Annotated in this window: 12 protein-coding genes; 7 read left to right on the top strand and 5 right to left on the bottom strand. The window is 44.9% G+C overall.

Going from position 1 to position 16,095, the window contains the following annotated elements; genetic code table 11:
- From MYF79_RS09850 to MYF79_RS09835, 4 genes are all read right to left on the bottom strand, one after another.
- On the bottom strand, positions 1 to 1,080 hold the full coding sequence (locus tag MYF79_RS09850; RefSeq protein ID WP_247813712.1) for a Gfo/Idh/MocA family protein: 1,080 nt from the start codon (positions 1,078 to 1,080) through the stop codon (positions 1 to 3).
- 29 nt (positions 1,081 to 1,109) lie between these two features.
- Positions 1,110 to 1,982: a YegJ family protein gene (locus MYF79_RS09845; RefSeq protein ID WP_247813711.1), complete on the bottom strand. Its 873-nt coding sequence runs from the start codon at positions 1,980 to 1,982 to the stop codon at positions 1,110 to 1,112.
- A 90-nt stretch (positions 1,983 to 2,072) separates the two neighbouring features.
- Complete coding sequence (locus tag MYF79_RS09840; RefSeq protein WP_247813709.1) at positions 2,073 to 3,179, bottom strand: hypothetical protein; 1,107 nt, start codon at positions 3,177 to 3,179, stop codon at positions 2,073 to 2,075.
- Between the two features lie 13 nt (positions 3,180 to 3,192).
- Positions 3,193 to 3,822: an ABC transporter ATP-binding protein gene (locus MYF79_RS09835; protein WP_247813708.1), complete on the bottom strand. Its 630-nt coding sequence runs from the start codon at positions 3,820 to 3,822 to the stop codon at positions 3,193 to 3,195.
- Positions 3,823 to 4,298: 476 nt separating this feature from the next.
- Here MYF79_RS09835 and MYF79_RS09830 point away from each other — a divergent pair, with 476 nt between their 5' ends.
- From MYF79_RS09830 to MYF79_RS09810, 5 genes are all read left to right on the top strand, one after another.
- The gene (locus MYF79_RS09830) at positions 4,299 to 5,270 is read left to right on the top strand and encodes a ribonucleoside-diphosphate reductase small subunit (protein ID WP_089832378.1); all 972 of its coding nucleotides are present in this window, start codon (positions 4,299 to 4,301) and stop codon (positions 5,268 to 5,270) included.
- 85 nt (positions 5,271 to 5,355) lie between these two features.
- Positions 5,356 to 7,764 (top strand): ribonucleoside-diphosphate reductase subunit alpha, encoded by a 2,409-nt coding sequence (locus tag MYF79_RS09825; protein ID WP_247813706.1) that lies wholly within the window; start codon positions 5,356 to 5,358, stop codon positions 7,762 to 7,764.
- Positions 7,765 to 7,876: 112 nt separating this feature from the next.
- A complete protein-coding gene (locus tag MYF79_RS09820; RefSeq protein WP_247813704.1) occupies positions 7,877 to 8,758 on the top strand; it encodes an NmrA family NAD(P)-binding protein in 882 nt (293 codons plus the stop codon).
- Positions 8,759 to 8,885: 127 nt separating this feature from the next.
- Positions 8,886 to 10,235 carry a Fic family protein gene (locus MYF79_RS09815; RefSeq protein WP_247813703.1) on the top strand — a complete coding sequence of 450 codons (1,350 nt, stop codon included), beginning with the start codon at positions 8,886 to 8,888 and terminating at the stop codon, positions 10,233 to 10,235.
- A 614-nt stretch (positions 10,236 to 10,849) separates the two neighbouring features.
- The gene (locus MYF79_RS09810; protein WP_247813701.1) at positions 10,850 to 11,923 is read left to right on the top strand and encodes a fatty acid desaturase; all 1,074 of its coding nucleotides are present in this window, start codon (positions 10,850 to 10,852) and stop codon (positions 11,921 to 11,923) included.
- A gap of 123 nt (positions 11,924 to 12,046) precedes the next feature.
- Here the strand turns inward: MYF79_RS09810 and MYF79_RS09805 are convergent, their stop codons facing one another.
- Positions 12,047 to 12,637 carry a TrmH family RNA methyltransferase gene (locus MYF79_RS09805; RefSeq protein WP_247813699.1) on the bottom strand — a complete coding sequence of 197 codons (591 nt, stop codon included), beginning with the start codon at positions 12,635 to 12,637 and terminating at the stop codon, positions 12,047 to 12,049.
- A 105-nt stretch (positions 12,638 to 12,742) separates the two neighbouring features.
- Between MYF79_RS09805 and MYF79_RS09800 the strand changes: the two genes are divergently transcribed.
- Both MYF79_RS09800 and MYF79_RS09795 read left to right on the top strand, forming a co-directional pair.
- Positions 12,743 to 15,424: an AsmA-like C-terminal region-containing protein gene (locus MYF79_RS09800; RefSeq protein ID WP_247813698.1), complete on the top strand. Its 2,682-nt coding sequence runs from the start codon at positions 12,743 to 12,745 to the stop codon at positions 15,422 to 15,424.
- Positions 15,425 to 15,623: 199 nt separating this feature from the next.
- On the top strand, positions 15,624 to 16,037 hold the full coding sequence (locus MYF79_RS09795; RefSeq protein ID WP_247813696.1) for a hypothetical protein: 414 nt from the start codon (positions 15,624 to 15,626) through the stop codon (positions 16,035 to 16,037).
- The last annotated feature ends 58 nt before the right edge of the window (positions 16,038 to 16,095 follow it).

The raw sequence follows: 16,095 nt of genomic DNA, 5'->3' as shown, positions 1-16,095 counted from the left end.
TTACTTAAGAACAACACGTTTTCCTTCCTTCACAGATGTACGGGCGGCTTCCAGGATGCGTACCACGATCAGGTTGTTTTCCAGGGAAGACAGGTCATTACCTGGCTTCAGGGTACCATTCAGCACCGCCGCAAGATATGTAATATTATCGGTATAGGCTGCTTCCGGCACTTTAACGGACTGATATTCAGCTTTATTACGTTGTTGCAGCTCTTTAGGGTTCAGTGCATGCAGGTAACCTGATTTACCGAAAACCTCCCAGTCTTTGATACTGAAGGGCCAGTTCCAGGACGCTTCTATGATACCGGTAGCCTCAGGATATTCCAGCAGGATGGTTGCGTCGTCTTCCACCTTAGGATAAACGGACGGTTTGATATGGCGGGCTACCGCTGTAACAGCGACAGGCGCTTTGCCATCCATCAGCCAGGTCATCAGGTTGGCGCCATAACAGCCGAAATCCATCAGCGCTCCTCCCCCATTCTTCACAGGGTCAGTCAGCCAGCGCAGGAAGTCTTCACTGCAACCTATCTCCCGTGGACCTTCATGACCGTCGTGTACCACCATTTTACGCACCGGGCCGATAGCATCCTGCTTTTTTACCATATCGTACACGTATTGGTTGGTATTGTACCAGGTAGTTTCGAAGTTGGTCAGCAGGGGAATATGATGTTTCCTTGCCAGCGCCGCCATTATTTCCGCCTGGGCTACGGTGGTGGCTAATGGTTTTTCTACCATCACGGGGATGCCCTTCGGAGCGCAGGCCTCTACGATGTTGATATGCTCTGCCACCGGGTTATAACCCAATACCGCATCCGGGTGTTTGTGCGCCAGCAGGGTATTCAGATCGGGATAGAAAAGGGAATCGGGCAGCTGGTAGCTTTTCTTGTAACGGGCTACCAGTTGCGCATCTGCTTCGGCAATACCGGCGATGGTTACCTGACCTTTTTTCCACTGATGCATCAGCAGGTGTACATGGTCGTGCGATAAACCCGCTACTCCCACATTAAGTGGTTTTTGTGCAGTTGCAGTAAAAGCGGCGAACAAAAGCAAAAAGCTTTGACTTAAGATCTTCTTCATCATGACATGGATATATTTGGACCTGTGTATTATTATTCTACTATGTTTAGTACTCTCCAACCGTCTTCGCCTTTAAAGGTGTAGATCTCCTGCCTGCTTTTCCTGCCATCAGGGAAAATGCATATTTCCGTGATCAGGTAAAGATTGTCCGTGATCTTTTTACGATAAGGATATGCGCGGCGCAGGTCTTTGAAAACCGGGAATCCATCTTTTTTCAGGCTTTTGACGAATGATGTGCGTAAAATGTCGGCAGTAGTTTCCAATACTTCCTTTCCACTGAATCTGTCATTCATTTTCAGCAACAGCAATCTGGCTTCCTCTTCAAAGTTTTTACAGGCAAGGGCCTTTTCTATATCCTGCTCATCGTAGGCGTCTTCCAGGCATAGAATAGCGCCTTCCGGTGTGGAAAAATCGTGTACGAAATAATCAACTCCTTCATCGATGTATAAGCCTACCTGCCTGTCAAATTCAGGCCGTTCGTGTACCGGCCGGCCATCGCGGATAGCGCGGATGGTATAACCTCCTATCAGCCTTCCGTCTTCAATGATCATCCAGTCGGAAATAAAACGCGGATCGATACCGATCTTCTGATCGACCGAAACGGAGTTAACATAAACCGGCTTATTCCCTACTATTCCATACAGGTTCCCTTCTTCGTCGAAACTGGGGGAGATCAGCCAGAGATGTTCGCGGTTCACACCATCGTCGATCAGCACTTTTACGGAAAAATATTGCTGTTCGGGCTCCGGCTCCTGCAAACAGGTCTGGAAATAATGTAAGGTGGCGTTGGCTTTTTCAATAGCCCAATTCATACGTTCATCATCATCAGCTATGTGCACAACCGGTAATTGATCTTCAGTGCCGGCATTGTTCCGTCTACCAAAGATTTTTGATAAAAAACCCATAGTCAATGGTTAAAATATGTTTTTATTCTGTGGCCCTTGTTTACGATCTCCGGACGAATATACCCATATTTTCACTTTGATAGTGAGGGCTTAGTCGACCTTTTCCAGGGGAGCCTCATAACGGTAATACCTATTGTAAAAAATAGTAAAAGCAGGTACCTGGAGCAGGGCTATTCCATACCAGTATAAACGTGCCAGTCCCAGGAAAAGGAGGCTCACAAAGATGATCAGCACCCAGCGGAGATATTTGTCCTGGTCCATACGTGGAAAGTACAACAAGCTGCGTAACAGCATTAAAACAGATACCCCTGTGGCCAGCAACATAATAAGATGCGCAGGCGCCGCCTGTTGCCATACCTTATAGGTTAGCAGAATGCTTTCGGGCAATAACAGTACCAAATACAATAAGCCTGTCTGCAGGTATCTTTTCCACACCGGCAGCGGCAACTGTGGCAGCAGGGAGAGATAAAGATCATCAAAGCGCCTGTGATTGTATATCAGTATGACCTGGAATAAGATACACACCAGGAAACCCACCAGGATGAAACGTTCGTCATATGTATTTCCCATCAGCGAACAGGTAGCAATGACCACAAATCCTGATACGACTTTGGCTATTGCCAGCGACTTCGTATCGTTGTTCAGCAGCTCATAGCCATACATGGCCCATACGGGCTTCCTGATATTCCTGTTCAGCCATTGCTGCCACCTGGCCAGGAAAGATGCCGTACCCGGATGTTTCATTTTACGGTCATATACCCATAGTGGCGCAAAGATCATGATAACATTAAATAGTCCGATGACAAGCGCTGAGGAATAAAAATGTAATTGCATGGCAATAGCCGTGGCTATACAGCTATATATTAATATGGGCGCATAGAGAGTTACATGCAGCCATAACCAGGTACGCCATTTCGCGGCGCCCTCCAATACGCCAAGGGTGCCGTAAAGGAAAGTATGGTCTTTCGCGGATAATACATTAACGACAAACGCCATGCATTTCAGGTTATATAACAACCAGGCCAGGCATACCAGGGCCAGGAAATCCATATTGCCGGTAAAGCCTTTTATGAGTGTCTGGTGATAAGACAGCAATTGTCCGCCGGGAACGATACCAAAAAAGAAATAGAATATCACCAGGAAAAAACCCGTGTTCTGTGCATAATAGCGGATTGTGAATATCTTGGATAAAGCCATTGGGGATAAGTAATTAGACCTTCACAATATTTTTTCCTTCCACTTTCAGCTGGATCGATCCGGCAGTTACCGGCTGATGAGAGGTGATGCAAAAAGTAACGCCATATTGCCGGTGGAATTCATCCACCAATGTATATAACAGTGGAAGTGACTGTGTATCAAGTGTAATCAGGGGTTCATCCAGTAAGATCACCTTGGGCCGGCCGGTAAAAGCCAGCAGCAGGGACACCTTTTTCAGCATACCGCTGGAGTAGCTGCTCACAGGTTGGTGGATAAATGAGGCAACACCCAGCAGGTCAATCACTTCCTGTATATCCTTATATCCTTTCCCCTTGGTTTTCACATACAGTGACACCAGGTCGCTGCCGGTCACAAAACCCGGGTACAGGGGTTCAGCCTCTGCGTAGTTGACCAGGCGGCGGTATTGCACAGGTTGTTTATTGCAACTGACATCGTCCAGCAGGATGTCGCCCCTGAAGGGGATCAAACCGGCCATGACCTTCATCGAGGTTGTTTTACCGGCCCCGTTGCCTCCCAACAGCCAGTATACCCCGTAATCTAACTCAAGGCCGGGGATATCCAACACCACTGTATCATGATAAGACTTTATAATATGGCGGAGACTTAATACATGAGATGCCATCAGCGAAATATAATTTATTTGTAAATATGTGCAATAAATAGCTGAAAGTCAATTTACATAAGTGATTTAACAAAACTTTCAGCCGGGAACAGCTACTCACATGAGTTTGTGCATGGAAGTTGGGGATTAAGTGTTTATTAATATTTCCGTTTCGCCTGAGGGCGCTATCATAGTATGTCTTCAATAATCGTCAGCTGTTTTTCCACAGGCTGTTAAAAACTAAAAAAGGGTGGGTTTTCATTCATGTGTACATTTGTATCAGTTCACGACGGCGATTGTTAAGTCTCCAGGGATTTATAGCGAACACCCCGGTAGCCAGGCAGGAATTTTGCATCCGGCAGGCACATGAACTCCGGTCGGAACATTCACGTATCAAAGGGTAATAAGAAAGGGTTCAATGTTAAGTCGCGTGCGAATAATAGCTCCGTCACGTCCTTTCTATCTGTATACGTTAACCATATAAAATTTACTGAGTGATGAATTTAGAGAATGAACTGCTTTTAAAGGAAAACAAAGACAGATTTGTACTGCTGCCTATCAACTATCCGAAGGTATGGGAGAAGTACAAGCAACATGAGGCAAGTTTCTGGACAGCAGAGGAGATCGACCTGAGTGCAGATATGAAGGACTGGAATAACCTCAACGATGGTGAACGTCATTTTATTACACACGTATTAGCTTTTTTCGCAGCAAGTGATGGTATTGTGAATGAGAACCTTGCTGTTAACTTCATGAGTGAGGTACAGTTGCCTGAAGCTCGTTGCTTCTATGGTTTCCAGATCATGATGGAAAATATCCACTCAGAAACATATGCATTATTAATAGATACTTATGTAAAGGATCCGGTAGAAAAGGACCGCCTGTTCCATGCCATTGAAACGGTACCTGCTGTAAAGAGAAAAGCAGAGTGGGCATTGCGCTGGATCGAGAATGGCAACTTTGCTGAACGCCTGGTAGCATTTGCAGCTGTGGAAGGTATCTTCTTCAGTGGCAGTTTCTGCTCCATCTTCTGGCTGAAGAAAAGGGGATTAATGCCGGGACTTACTTTCTCCAATGAGCTGATCAGCCGTGATGAAGGATTGCACTGTGAGTTTGCCTGCCTGCTGTATAGCATGCTCGAAAATAAACTGCCACAGGAGCAGGTACATACCATCATCCGTGATGCAGTTTCCATCGAAAAAGAATTCATTACAGAAGCATTACCGGTAGCGCTGATCGGCATGAACAGCAAACTGATGTCTGAATACATCGAGTTTGTTGCTGACCGCTGGTTAAGTGAACTGGGATATGCTAAAATATATAACACGGCAAATCCGTTTGACTTTATGGAAATGATCTCCCTGCAGGGTAAAACCAACTTCTTTGAAAAGAGAGTGGGCGATTACCAGAAAGCAGGTGTAATGTCCGGCAAGGATACACAGACATTCAGCCTGGACGAAGATTTCTAATAAAGGCATAATAATTGCAGTTACTGCACAATTTGCCAACTAACCATAAATTATAATTTACTCAACCTCTTAAATTCACCTGCCCATGTTTGTAATTAAGCGCGACGGCCACAAAGAAGCTGTTAAGTTTGATAAGATTACTGCTCGTGTTGAAAAGCTCTGTTATGGACTGAATGCGGAATACGTAGACGCCATAGATGTAGCTAAGAAAGTGATACAGGGTTTATATGATGGAGTAACTACCAGCGAGCTCGATAATCTGGCAGCAGAAACCGCGGCATCGCTTACTACCAAACATCCTGACTATGCCTTGCTTGCATCGCGTATTGCGGTGAGCAATCTCCATAAAAATACAGTGAAATCATTCTCCAAAACAATGAAGACACTGTATGAATACATCGATCCTAAAGTAGGTAAACCAGCGCCATTGATCGCCGACGATGTATATGAGATCATTAAAAAGAATGCTGAGATCCTGGATTCCAGCATCATCTATGACCGCGATTTTGCTTTCGATTATTTCGGTTTCAAAACACTGGAACGCTCTTATCTGCTGAAAGTAGATGGTAAAGTAGCAGAACGTCCGCAGCACATGTTCATGCGTGTGGCTGTTGGTATCCACAAAACAGATATCGACTCTGCTATCAAGACATACAACCTGATGAGTGAGCGTTGGTTCACACATGCTACTCCGACCCTCTTCAACGCTGGTACACCTAAACCACAGATGTCCAGCTGCTTCCTGCTCACCATGCAGGACGACAGCATTGAGGGTATCTACGATACATTGAAACAAACTGCGAAGATCTCCCAGAGCGCTGGTGGTATTGGTCTGAGCATTCATAATATCCGTGCTACAGGGTCTTACATCAGTGGCACCAACGGTACCTCCAATGGTATCATTCCCATGCTGCGCGTATTCAACGATACCGCACGCTATGTAGACCAGGGCGGTGGTAAACGTAAAGGCGCTTTCGCGATCTACCTCGAGCCATGGCATGCTGACATCTTTGAATTCCTCGACCTGCGTAAAAACCACGGTAAGGAAGAAATGCGTGCAAGAGACCTCTTCTACGCGCTGTGGATGCCAGATCTGTTCATGAAACGTGTAGAAGAAAATGGCGACTGGAGCCTGTTCTGTCCTCATGAAGCACCCGGACTGCATGAGTGCTGGGGTGAGGAGTTCGAAAAACTCTACTCAAAATATGAGCAGGAAAAACGTGCACGCAGAACCGTAAAGGCACAGGACCTGTGGTTTGCTATACTCGATGCTCAGATCGAAACCGGTACTCCTTACCTGTTGTATAAAGATTCTGCCAACCGCAAATCCAATCAGCAGAACCTGGGTACTATCAAGAGCTCCAACCTGTGTACAGAGATCATTGAATATACCGATGCAAATGAAGTTGCAGTATGTAACCTCGCTTCACTGGCACTGCCACGTTTCGTGATAGATGGTAAATTCGATCATGAGAAATTGTATGAAGTAACTTATCAGGCTGCGCTCAACCTGAACCGCATCATCGATAACAACTTCTACCCTGTTGACGAGGCACGTAACAGTAACCTGCGTCACCGTCCTATCGGTCTGGGCGTACAGGGTCTGGCTGATGCCTTCATCCTGATGCGTTATCCGTTCGAAAGCGAAGAAGCGAAGAAACTGAACAGTGAGATCTTTGAAACCATCTACTTTGCTGCATTAAATGCATCCAAAGACCTGGCTATACAAGACGGTCCTTATTCCAGCTACGAGGGTTCACCTGCATCCAAAGGTATACTGCAGTTTGATATGTGGGGTGTAACACCATCTCCACGTTGGGACTGGACAGCGCTGAAAGCTGAGATCAAGAAACACGGTATCCGCAACTCCCTGTTGCTGGCGCCAATGCCTACAGCGTCTACATCACAGATCCTGGGTAACAACGAATGTTTCGAGCCTTACACTTCCAACATCTACACCCGTCGCGTATTGAGCGGTGAGTTCGTAGTGGTAAATAAACACCTGCTGAAAGACCTGGTAGAACTGGGACTGTGGGATAATGATATGAAGAACAAGATCATTACTTCCAACGGATCTATTCAGCATATTCCTGAAATTCCAACGCAGATCAAAGAACTGTACAAAACAGTATGGGAGATCAAACAGCGTACTATCATCGACATGGCGGCAGACCGTGGTGCATTCATCTGCCAGTCCCAGTCACTGAACCTGTTCGTTGACACGCCATCTGCAGCCAAGCTGACCTCTATGCACTTCTACGCATGGAAGAAAGGTCTGAAAACAGGTATGTACTACCTGCGTACACAGGCAGCTGCACAGGCGGTACAGTTCACCGTTGAAAAACAAGGCGGTCAGCAGATGGAACCAATGGTTGAAAAGAAAGCAGAAACAAAAGGTGCGAAAGCAGCCGTTGATTCCAAACTGGATGAGGTGGAATTTGTGGAAGGAGCAGTATGTACAATGGAAGAAGGTTGTGTAACCTGCAGTGCATGATGAAATAATAAATGTCATTATAAGCAAAGCCGTTCGCCTGTAGCGAACGGCTTTTTTTGTTGCCATAAAACAGGCATCAATAATGCTGTATACCTCATAAAAAGGCGATCATATGAAGATCTTGGTAGCAGGCGCAACCGGTAATCTAGGTAGCAGGATCATCCGTGAGCTGCTCAAAAGAGGCACCGATATACGCGTTCTTATCAGACCCAATACAGCATTGAAAAAAATTGCTGCACTTAAGCATCATGATATCGGCATTATTCAGACGGATATGACGAATATCCATGAAATGACCCTGGCCTGTAAAGGAGTGGATTGTGTTATTTCTGCTTTACAGGGGCTGCATGATGTTATCGTGGATGTTCAGACCATTCTGCTTGCTGCTGCCGTCAATGCCGGCGTGCCGCGTTTCATTCCATCCGATTTTGCCGCAGATTTCACGAAACTACCTCCTGGTGAGAACCGGAATTTCGATCTGAGGCGTGAATTCCACGAACGCCTGAACAGAGCGCCCATTGCTGCAACATCTATTCTCAATGGCGCTTTTGCCGAATTATTGTGCAACCATACTCCCCTACTCGATCTGCAAAATAATACTGTTGGCTACTGGGAAGATCCTGACTGGCGTCTTGACTTTACTACTATGGATAATGCTGCCGCTTATACAGCGGCTGTAGCATTGGATACCGCTGCGCCGAGAATACTACGGATTGCCGGCTTTCAGGTGAGTCCGAAAGAGTTAGCCGCTACTGCCGGTACTGTGAAGGAGAGGGAATTTAAGCTGGTTAAAATGGGTAGTTTAGCTGAACTGGCAGCATACAATCAACAGGAACGGGCAGCACATCCTGAAGGTGAAAATGAGCTCTATCCTCACTGGCAACAAAGTCAATATATACAGAGTATGTTCAGCGTGCAACTTGCCCCGCTGGATAATCATCGTTATCCGGATATTGCGTGGACGGATGCGTCAGCGTTCATTTCGAAGATGTGAAGGGTGGTTGCTTTGCGCGGGATGGAATTTAGGAGCAGTGAACAGCATGAATGCTTACTCAACAGGAATGAGTAGGTGGATTTTTCTGCGTTATCTCAATTGAGTAATTTTAAACAAAATACAGCAGATGACATCCAGCGTTGAAAAAGTAATGTTGCTCACAGAACAGCTACACCAACTCCTTCCCATGAAAAATGAATACCAGCAAAGGCTGGACAAAAAGTTCAGACTGGAATTCAACTACAACTCCAATCATATGGAAGGGAACACGCTTACATACGGTGAAACTGAATTATTACTGATCTTCGACAGAACAACAGGCAATCATGAATTAAGAGAATATGAGGAAATGAAAGGTCATGATGTAGCTTATGAGCTAATAAAAGAATTAGCCGCTGATCATGAAAGATCACTTAATGAGACTGCCATTAAAAATCTGCACTCACTATTATTAGTGCGCCCATTCTGGAAAGAGGCTGTTACACCCGATGGCCAGTATACCAGGCGGGAGATCAAAGTAGGGAACTACAAGGAATATCCTAATTCTGTGCGCTTACCAAATGGAGAGATCTTCCATTATGCATCGCCCGAAGAGACACCCATAAAGATGGGAGAATTAATGACATGGTTACGGGAAGAAGAGGAAAAGAACGAGCTACATCCTGTTGTATTAGCGGCGATGTTGCATTATAACTTCGTGCACATTCATCCTTTTGATGATGGTAATGGAAGGTTGTCGAGATTGTTGATGAATTATGTTTTGTTCAGGCATCATCTGCCGCCAGTGGTGATTAAGTCTGCGAACAAAAAAGAGTATTTACGCGTGCTTAGTGAAGCAGATAGCGGGAATCTGGCGCCTCTTATAGAATATGTTGCGCAGCAGTTAATCTGGAGTCTCAATTTGAGTATAAATGCGGCGAAAGGACAATCAATATCAGAAAATGATGACCTGCAAAAGCAAATTGACATCTGGAGAAAACATTTGAAAAATAAGAAGGCTGAAACTGCCAATCGTGATAATGTTGACATCAATCAGTTATACGCAAATTCAATAGGACAACTATTTCTGCTATTTAAATATCAGCATGAACAGTTTAATGATCTCTTTTGGAAAACACAGGAAACACCTATCATCAACAGGACCTTATTCAATGAAACAGCATATAACACTATATCCGGTTTTCCTGCTTTTATACTTGAGTTTGAGGCTAATCACGATAAAGATGTGATCCACAGTCTTTCCCTTCAATATTCCCTTATTGATTTCAAGCACAATGTTGGTAGTTCATTTTCGATAGAGTCTTTAATCAATGTGCAATTTGAAAAATATGAATACATCATTGGCTACAAAGCCCTGATGCTTGCTACCAAGAAATATTCAGAGGTTATAACCAAAGATGAGATGGATGCAATTGTAAAGATTTGCATTCAGCACATCTTTGAGGAAATGCAGGAAAAAAGTGGCGTTGGGATTTAAACACCACAATCATACTACGATCATTATAGTCTATATAATTATCAGCAGCCATCGGGGCTCCATTCCAGGTACCATCGCCCCTGAATTCTTCATGTAATGTTAATCGTCCTAATTTGAAGTTCCGTTTCCTGACAGCGGCTTGAGCATTTTCTTACTGCGGGGCTGGATAAAAGAGCTCGACAGTACCTTTAATTGACTTCCAGAGCTTACTGTAGCTTAATAACATAATGGCATCACCCATTGTCTTTTCCCTGCCGAGGTCGACGGTGTGGCCTGTAATGTATTCACGGCATCAAGTAATATAGTTCCAGGGGGTAGACAGTGCTGCCACAAGGCTCCCCTTATATGGAAGAAAAATGGTCCCGCGTCTACCGGCCTTGTCTGTTCCATTACTCATTTTTGATAACTTTAACACATCGATTGTCAATATAAAGGTTATATTGGGACAAGATTCGATGATTAGAGCATCTTGCATTTGAATTATTTTTTTACACTGTAGTATAAATCCTGTAGGTATAACGATTCTTCTTTCCTTTATAGCTCTCACATTTTGTCTCCTTTTTTTCCTTTGATGGGTCCTATGAAACTTATTTACAACTGTTTATTTTAAGTCTATGTCATTTATCGAGAATGTATTGGCTGTTCCCAGTTACGGCTGGAAAGACAGCAAAGGTCTACTTGTAAAGCCAACTGTTAAACAACTACTCGCTGAGTTTTTCCACAGAACTAACATTACAGCTTCACGTAAGAACTGGCTACCGTTTTTCTCCTGGTTGTGCACATTGAGCCTGGCTCCGTTCCTTTTCATTTTCATAGTGATGTTGGTACAGGATTTTAATATCTGGTATCTGGTGGCAGCGTTTGTCTATGGGATGATCTTCATGGGGACACATGGCACTATCTGGTATCACCGTTATGGTACACACCAGGCCTACCAGTTCAGTAATAAGTTCTGGCGATTTATCACCAGCAACCTGGTATTTAAGATGATACCGGAAGAAATTTACATTGTATCGCACCACGTACACCATGCGTTATCAGATGAACCGGGCGATCCTTATAACGCGGAAGCTGGTTTCTTCTATTGCTTTCTGGCAGATGTGAATCATCAACCCATAGCTAAAGACCTGAGTGAGGAAGATTATAATAAAGCAGCAGCATTGATGCGCCATACCGGAGTTAGAACAAACAGTTATGCAAGCTACCTTAAATGGGGTTCTATTGCACATCCTTTAACTACTGTTCTCAGCACATTTGCCAACTGGGCATTCTGGATCGCTGTTTTCTATGCTATCGGCGGGCTTTATCTGACCGTTGCCCTGTTGGCAGGCACCTTTATATGGGCTGTTGGTGTAAGGACTTTTAATTATGAAGGACATGCCAAGGGAGAGGACAAACAGGTACCCGGTGTTGACTATAATACGAAAGACAGGTCCATTAATCAATGGTGGCCGGGCATCGTTGCAGGAGAATGGCATAACAATCATCATCTTTATCCTGCAAGTGCCAGATCAGGCTTCTTAACCGGACAAATTGACCTTGCGTGGTATTATATCAGGACATTGAAATTTATAGGTGGTATAAGCTCTTTCCGTGATGCCAAAAAGCAGTTTATGGAAACTTACAGGAAACCTTATCTCGAAGAAATAAAACAGGCAAAGCTGGTTGTTACAGCGCCAAGGCGGTAGTGAGATAATGCATTCAGCATAATGCGCCTGCTACACATTGTTTACAGCGACTATCCGCATAAAAAGAGCCTGTCTGCCAAAGGTGAACAGGCTCTTACTTTTTGTATATGTGAATACCGGTATCTACTCTTCTTCTTCAAATCCCCATTTCTCCAGCAACTCCTCAAACTGTCCATCAGGCAGATTCCGTTTGTCGTAACAACCTGCAATCGTTCTTTGCCTTAATGCCTCATAAATACTCACTGCACACGCTACGGATATATTCAGCGACTTAATGATCCCTACCTGCGGAATAATAAAATTCCCATCTGCCTGTGCACGGATCTCATCGCTCACCCCCTCATGTTCATTCCCGAATACCAGGGCTACAGAACCGGTAAAGTCAATCTCGTACAGGCTAACGGCATCTGCAGCAAGATGGGTGGTAAAGACCTTATCATATTTTTGCCGGAGTGCAGCCACGCATTCCGCCGTGTCGGAAAACTGGTGAATAGTGAGCCATTTGGCAGCGCTGGAAGAGCTTTTGGCTCCCCATTTCTTATGCCGGGGAATTTTGTTGTTCAGCACATAGATCTCCTGGATACCTACGGCGTCACAGGTACGCATTACAGCTGAAATATTGTGCGGATCCTGTACATTTTCCAGCACAACGGTCAACCCGGCCTGTCTTTTATTTAATACGGATAGTAACCTTTCCCTACGTTCCGGCGTCATAATAAGATTATATTATTTTCAGGGGGCAAATTTAACCTAAATCAACTTCCAAATACGGGTTTTCCTTGCTACCTTCATACATAGTAAAAAACATTTATCTAAAACATGTTCAAAAAAATCCTCAAAATCGTAGGAATCTTCTTGCTGGTATTGGTTATAGCAGCAATTGCCATCCCTTACTTCTTCAAAGGTAAGATCATGTCTCTCGTTAAAACGGAGCTGAACAAGCAGCTTGTTGCAGACGTTGACTTTAAAGACGTGGATATCAGCCTGATAAGACATTTCCCCAGACTAGCCGTAGCATTGGAAGACCTGAGCGTTGTGAACCGCGCTCCTTTCGCCGGCGATACACTGTTTGCAGTAAAGAAAATCGATCTTGCGCTGAACCTCATGAGCGTTATCAAGGGCGACAAAATGGATATTTACAACGTAAGCGTTCAGGAACCAAGAGTACACGCAATTATCAATAAACAGGGACTTGTGAATTGGGACATCATGAAGCCGGATACCGCACAGGCAACTCCGGCCGATACTGCCTCCTCCAAATTCGCCCTGAACCTCCAGAAATATAGTATTGAAGATGCCACCATCCGTTATGACGACCAGGAAGGTGATATGGCATTACTCATAGAAGGACTTGATCACCAGGGAAAAGGAGACTTCACACAGGATCTTTTCACCCTGCAGACCAATACCCAGGCTGAAGGCATTACCTTCCGCTATGGGCTCATCCCCTATCTGCTGCGTACCAAAACAACAATGGACGCTGATATACAGGTAGATAACAAAACCAGCACCTACACCTTCCAGAAAGGAAAGGCTACGCTGAATAACCTGGAACTGGCTTTCCAGGGTTTCTTTAAACTGGTGAATGACAGTACCTACGGCATGGACCTCTCCATGAAGGCGCCTTCTACCCAATTTAAAGACATCCTCTCTCTGGTGCCGGCTATTTTCATGCAGGATTTTGACAAGATCAAAACCCAGGGTACTGCTGCTTTCGACGGTTATGTAAAAGGCACCTACAGCAGCACCCAGATGCCTGCTTTTGGCCTGAACCTGGCTGTGAAGGATGGCTTCTTCCAATATCCTGATCTGCCTAAACCAGTAAAGAATATCCAGGTAAAATTGAGTGTGAAAAACCCCGATGGCGTACCTGATCATACTGTGGTAGATATGCCTTCCGCACACGTGGAAATGGACAATACCCCGGTGGATATGCGCCTGCTGGTAAAGACGCCTATCTCCGATATGTATGTGGATGGTGCAGCGAAAGGTAAACTAGACCTCTCAAAAGTATCACAGTTTGTGAAACTGGAAGATGGTACAGCCCTGAGTGGTCTTGTGGATGCAGACATCAGTGCAAGAGGAAATATGAGCGCTATCGAGAAACAGGCTTATGATAAATTCTATGCAGCAGGAAGCATCCTGGTGAGCAACCTGTTGTATCGTAGCAAGGATTATCCTGACGGCGTAAAGGTGAACACCCTTTCCATGCAGTTCAATCCGAAGAACGTAACAGTGTCTAAGTTTGATGGACAATACCTCGGTACAAATTTCCAGGCAAATGGTGAAGTGAACAATATGCTGGCCTATGTGCTGAAAAATCAGCCACTGGACGGTAAGCTCGCTGTTAAAGCTGATGAAGTGAACCTGGACAAATGGATGGGTACCACCGAAACCACTGCTGCAGCTACACCTGCTGATACCGCAAGTGCGCCTTTTGCTGTTCCGGCTAACCTGAACTTCGCTTTACAGGCGCAGGTGGATAAAGTACACTACGATAAACTGGATATGTCCAACCTTTCCGGTAATCTCTTATTGAAAGACGAAACCGTTTCCATGCAGCAGATCAAAGCGAACGCCCTGCAGGGTAACATGGAAGTAAACGGTAGCTACAGTACTAAAAACAGCAAAACCAACCCGGACATCAATATGTCCTATAATGTGCAGAACGTAGACGTACAGCAGGCGTTCAACGCCTTCAATACAGTACAGGCGCTCATGCCGGTAGCTAAATTCCTGAGTGGTAAGATCAATTCCCAGCTGGAACTTTCCGGTAAACTGGGACAGAATATGATGCCACTGTTAAGCAGCCTGACCGGTGATGGTAACCTGCTGGTACTGGAAGGTGCGCTGCAGAAATTTGCACCGGTAGAACAACTGGCCAATACGCTGAATGTGAGTCAGCTGAAAAACCTTTCACTGAAAGATATCAAGACTTATTTCGCATTCGAGAATGGCCGCGTAAAGGTAAATCCGTTCAAGGTGAATGTCAGCAATATCAGCATGCTTGTAGGCGGTTCCCATGGCTTCGATCAGTCACTGGACTATACCCTGCAGATGACCCTTCCCCGCAGTGTGATCGGCAAACAGGGAGACGCCCTGATCACCGGTCTGGCATCAAAAGCAAGCAGCAAAGGTATTCCTGTTAATATCAGCGACAGCGTTCACCTGAATGTATTGCTGGGTGGAAATATCATGAAGCCGACATACAAGACAGACCTGCAGGAAACTGCTTCAGGTACGCTGAACAACCTGAAAGATCAGGCCTCTACACTTGTAAAAAATAAGGTAGATACAGTGAAAACAGCGCTGAAAGACACCCTGACATCTGTAAAGAACAATGCTATCGCAGGTGTTAAGAATGAAATTACCAAGCAGCTGACCGGTAAGAAAGATAGTACGGATACTAAATCAGCGCCTTTACAGGATGCCGGCAAACAGGCAGGACAGGCTGTAAAGAATACAATCGGTAATCTGTTCAACAAGAAGAAAACCAACTAAACAATATCACTTAATGAAAAACCGGTCTGAAAACCTCCTTTCAGACCGGTTTTTATATTTTTTAATACTGTTAACCATTTCGCTAGTTTGGACAACTTTTTCTCTGAGTTTTTCACCAAATTCGCAGAACGGATAAATAAGCATTTCTCGACCCTACTATAAGGATGTGTTAACTTGAGAAAATACCCTCATAACGACTATGGACTACGAGCGTTACATATCAGATGGAAATCTTGAAAAAGTACTCCTCGGATTCGCTACACCGGAAGAAGAATCTGAATACGAGCTCTATCTTGATATTTTTCCGGAAATACAGACCGAAAAAGATGAAGTGGAACGCAAGCTTGAACGCCTGGCTTTCAAGGAAGCGGCGCAGCCACCTGCTCACCTGAAAACCGCTATCATGCAACAGGTTGCCCAGGAAGCGGGAACACCGATTGTTACTGGTACCTGGTATGCAAAAAGAAAGAATATTCATGTTGAAAATGTTGCCCCTCCTCCTCACCAGATGAGGGTACACATAGGCTGGAAGATATTGCTTATTGCCTTGCTGGCAATGATCGCTACATCCATCCTGGCATCGGTGATCTTCTTTGCCATGACCATCAGATAAAGCCCAAAACAGTTCTAAATAAATAAAGGCGTCCGCAAATGCGGACGCCTTTCCTTTT

The sequence above is a fragment of the Chitinophaga filiformis genome (assembly GCF_023100805.1).
Lineage (GTDB): Bacteria > Bacteroidota > Bacteroidia > Chitinophagales > Chitinophagaceae > Chitinophaga > Chitinophaga filiformis_B.
This window is presented reverse-complemented; position numbering and strand designations above follow the sequence as displayed.